The organism is Arthrobacter sp. Y3225116 (genome assembly GCF_059091245.1).
Genome location: NZ_JBNHGL010000308.1, coordinates 1 through 2916 on the forward strand (window position 1 = coordinate 1; position 2916 = coordinate 2916).

Annotated in this window: 3 protein-coding genes; all 3 read right to left on the minus strand. The window is 71.6% G+C overall.

Annotated features, from left to right (window positions below; translation table 11 throughout):
- Positions 1-92: 92 nt before the first annotated feature.
- On the minus strand, positions 93-845 hold the full coding sequence (locus AC5RV2_RS16575; RefSeq protein ID WP_494093244.1) for a 3-hydroxybutyrate dehydrogenase: 753 nt from the start codon (positions 843-845) through the stop codon (positions 93-95).
- Complete coding sequence (locus AC5RV2_RS16580) at positions 838-1479, minus strand: TetR/AcrR family transcriptional regulator (RefSeq protein WP_494093245.1); 642 nt, start codon at positions 1477-1479, stop codon at positions 838-840. Before AC5RV2_RS16580 ends, AC5RV2_RS16575 begins: the two co-directional genes overlap by 8 nt.
- Positions 1476-2916, minus strand: a 1441-nt coding sequence (locus tag AC5RV2_RS16585; protein ID WP_494093246.1) for a class I adenylate-forming enzyme family protein, incomplete at its 5' end; no start/stop codon positions are given. The genes AC5RV2_RS16580 and AC5RV2_RS16585, both read right to left, overlap by 4 nt.

Sequence of the window (2916 nt, forward strand, 5' to 3'; positions counted from 1 at the left end):
GGCGTCCCGGGGCCCCCACACGCCGGTGCGCAGGGTGCCGCCGCGGACCGGCACGTCCAGGGCGGCGTAGGGCAGGGCTGCGGGTTCGTCGCTCATCGGCTGGACCATCCGCCGTCCATCGTGTAGGACGCGCCGGTGACCATGCCGGCGTCGGGCCCCGCGAGCCAGCACACCAGCGAGGCCACTTCGTGCGGCTCGACCAGGCGCTTGACGGCGCTCTCGGTGAGCATCACCTTGGCGACCACTTCCTCCGCCGGCAGCTGGTGCATCCGGGCCTGGTCGGCAATCTGCTTCTCGACCAGCGGCGTCTTCACGTAACCGGGATTGATGCAGTTGCTGGTCACCCCGTGCGCGCCGCCCTCCAGCGCGGTGACCTTCGAGAGGCCCTCCAGCCCGTGCTTGGCGGAGACGTACGCGGACTTGTAGGCCGACGCCCGCAGCCCGTGCACCGAGGAGACGTTGATGATCCGGCCGAAACCGCGCTGGTACATGCCCGGCAGCGCCGCGCGGATCAGCAGGAACGGGGATTCGAGCATCAGGCGGAGCATCAGCCGGAAGGCCTCCGGGTCGAACTCCTCGATGGGGTTGATCCGCTGGATCCCGGCGTTGTTGACCAGGATGTCGGTGTCCACCGCCGCGGTTTCCAGCGCCCCGGTGTCGCTGAGGTCCACCTGCCACGGGACCCCGCCGATCTCCTGCGCCACGCGTTCGGCGGCGGCGCCGTCCAGGTCGGCCACGGTGACCTTCGCGCCGCGGTCGGCCAGGGCCCGCGCGCAGGCTTCGCCGATGCCGCTGGCCCCGCCGGTCACCATGGCGCTGCGGCCCGTCAGAGTCTTCTCAGCCATGGGTGGGTCCCTCCGTCGTCTGCTGTCCGGGCGCCAGCGCCCGCTCAATAAACTGCATCATTTCTTCGAATACGTGGTCGGGCACTTCGCGCGGGACGGGCTGCGCACCGTCGTCGTCCTCCCAGAGCACCCAGCGCATGCCGATCAGTTCGCCGATGCCCATCAGCGCCCACGCCGCGACGTTTGGGTCCATCGGACGGACCTCGCCGGTGGCCTGCGCCGCCTTCAGTCCCTCAATGTAGCCGTTGACGATGCGCGTGTAGTGCATCCGCAGGGCGCCGGGCGACACGAACTCCGCCTGCCGGATGATCCGGTAGAGCGCGGGGTGTTCGGCGGTGAAGCGGAAGAACGCCTTGAACCCTGCCCGCTCGGCCTCCAGCCGGTTCTCCGCCGACTTCGCCGCCTCGGTCATCGCGTGCCGCACCCGACGGTTGAGGTGCTCGACGACCTCGTCGAAGACGGCCTGCTTGCCCTCGAAGTAGAGGTAGAAGGTGCCCAGCCCGACGTCGGCCTGCTCGGTGATCTTGACGATCGAGGCCTCGTGGTAGCCCACCGACGCAAACACCGCTTCGGCCGCCTCCAGCAGCTTGGCCCGCGTCCGGGTGCCCCGGGCGGTGCGTGGTGCAGCGCTCATGATTCCTGCTCCGATCCTGCGGTCAGCGGGTGGCGGTCGGGGCGGACGGCGGCCTCCCGCAGCCTCCCCCGGACCACCTTGTTCAGTGCGGTGCGCGGCAGCGCCGGCACGAAGGCGAAGCGGCCGGGGACCTTGAAGGCGGCCAGCTGCGCCCGGCAGTGTTCGGCCAGTTCCTCGGCGTCGGTGATCCGGCCCGGCCGGACCACCACGTAGGCCAGCCCGGTCTCGCCCCAGCGTTCGTCGGGAACCCCGACGACGGCGGCCTCGGCCACCGCGGGGTGCGAGAGCAGGACCTGCTCCACCTGGGCCGGGGCCACGTTCTCGCCGCCGGAGATGTAGAGGTCCTTGATCCGGTCCACGATCCGGAAGAAGCCGTCCGCGGTGCGTTCGACCAGGTCGCCGGTGCGCAGCCAGCCGCCGGCGAGCGCCGTCGCGGTGGCCTCCGGGTTCCGGAAGTAGCCGGCGAACACGCCCGGCCCCGAGACCAGCAGCTCACCGGTGGCCGCCCCGTCCAGGATCTCGCCGGTGGCCGGGTCCGCGACCGCCACGCTGACGTGCGGGTAGGGCTTGCCCGCGTAGCCGATCATGGACGCCGCGTCTTCGTTGGGCAGGCAGAGCACGTTGGGCGAGGCCTCGGTCAGGCCGTAGCCCTGGCTCAGGGCCACGCCGCGCTTGTGCCAGATCCGCAGCAGCGGCGCGGGCATGGAGGCGCCGCCGACGATCGCGTGCTGCAGGCTGGACAGGTCGGCGGACGCGAAGCCGGGGTGCTCGGCGAGCATGGCGTACTGGGTGGGGACGCCCATCATGGTGGTGACCCTGCGTTCGGCGATCAGCTGCAGCATCCGGCCCGGGTCGAACGTGCGTTCCAGCACCACCGTGGCGCCGGTCCACCAGCCCAGCAGCGGCTGGATGTTCCAGCCGCCCACATGGAACTGCGGCAGCGCGGCCAGCACCACGTCGGAGCTGGAGAGCTCCATGGTCCGCGACAGGGAGAGGTTCGTCCAGAAGCAGTTGGCGTGCGTGAGGATGGCGGCCTTGCTCGGCCCCTCGGTACCGGACGTGAAGATCATCAGGAGGGCATCGTCGTCGCGCACGTCCCGCTGCACGGGCCCCGCGGCGCTGTCCAGCCGCCGGGTGGGGCAGGGCACGTGCCGCTCCACCCCCGAGGGCCCCAGCGCCGCCGTGCGCGGCGGCAGCGGGAGCATCGTGGCGGCAGCGGCGGCCAGCGCGTCGAATTCATCCTCCACCAGCAGCAGCGCCGGGTCCGCCAGCTGCAGCTGCTCGGCGATCTCCCCGGGAGACAGCCGCCAGGACAGCGGGACCAGCACGAGGCCTGCCTTGGCGCAGGCGAAGAACAGCACCACGTGGTCGGCGGAGTTGCCGGTCAGCGTGGCGATCCGGTCCCCCACGCCGTAGCCGGCGGCGCGCAGGCCCGTG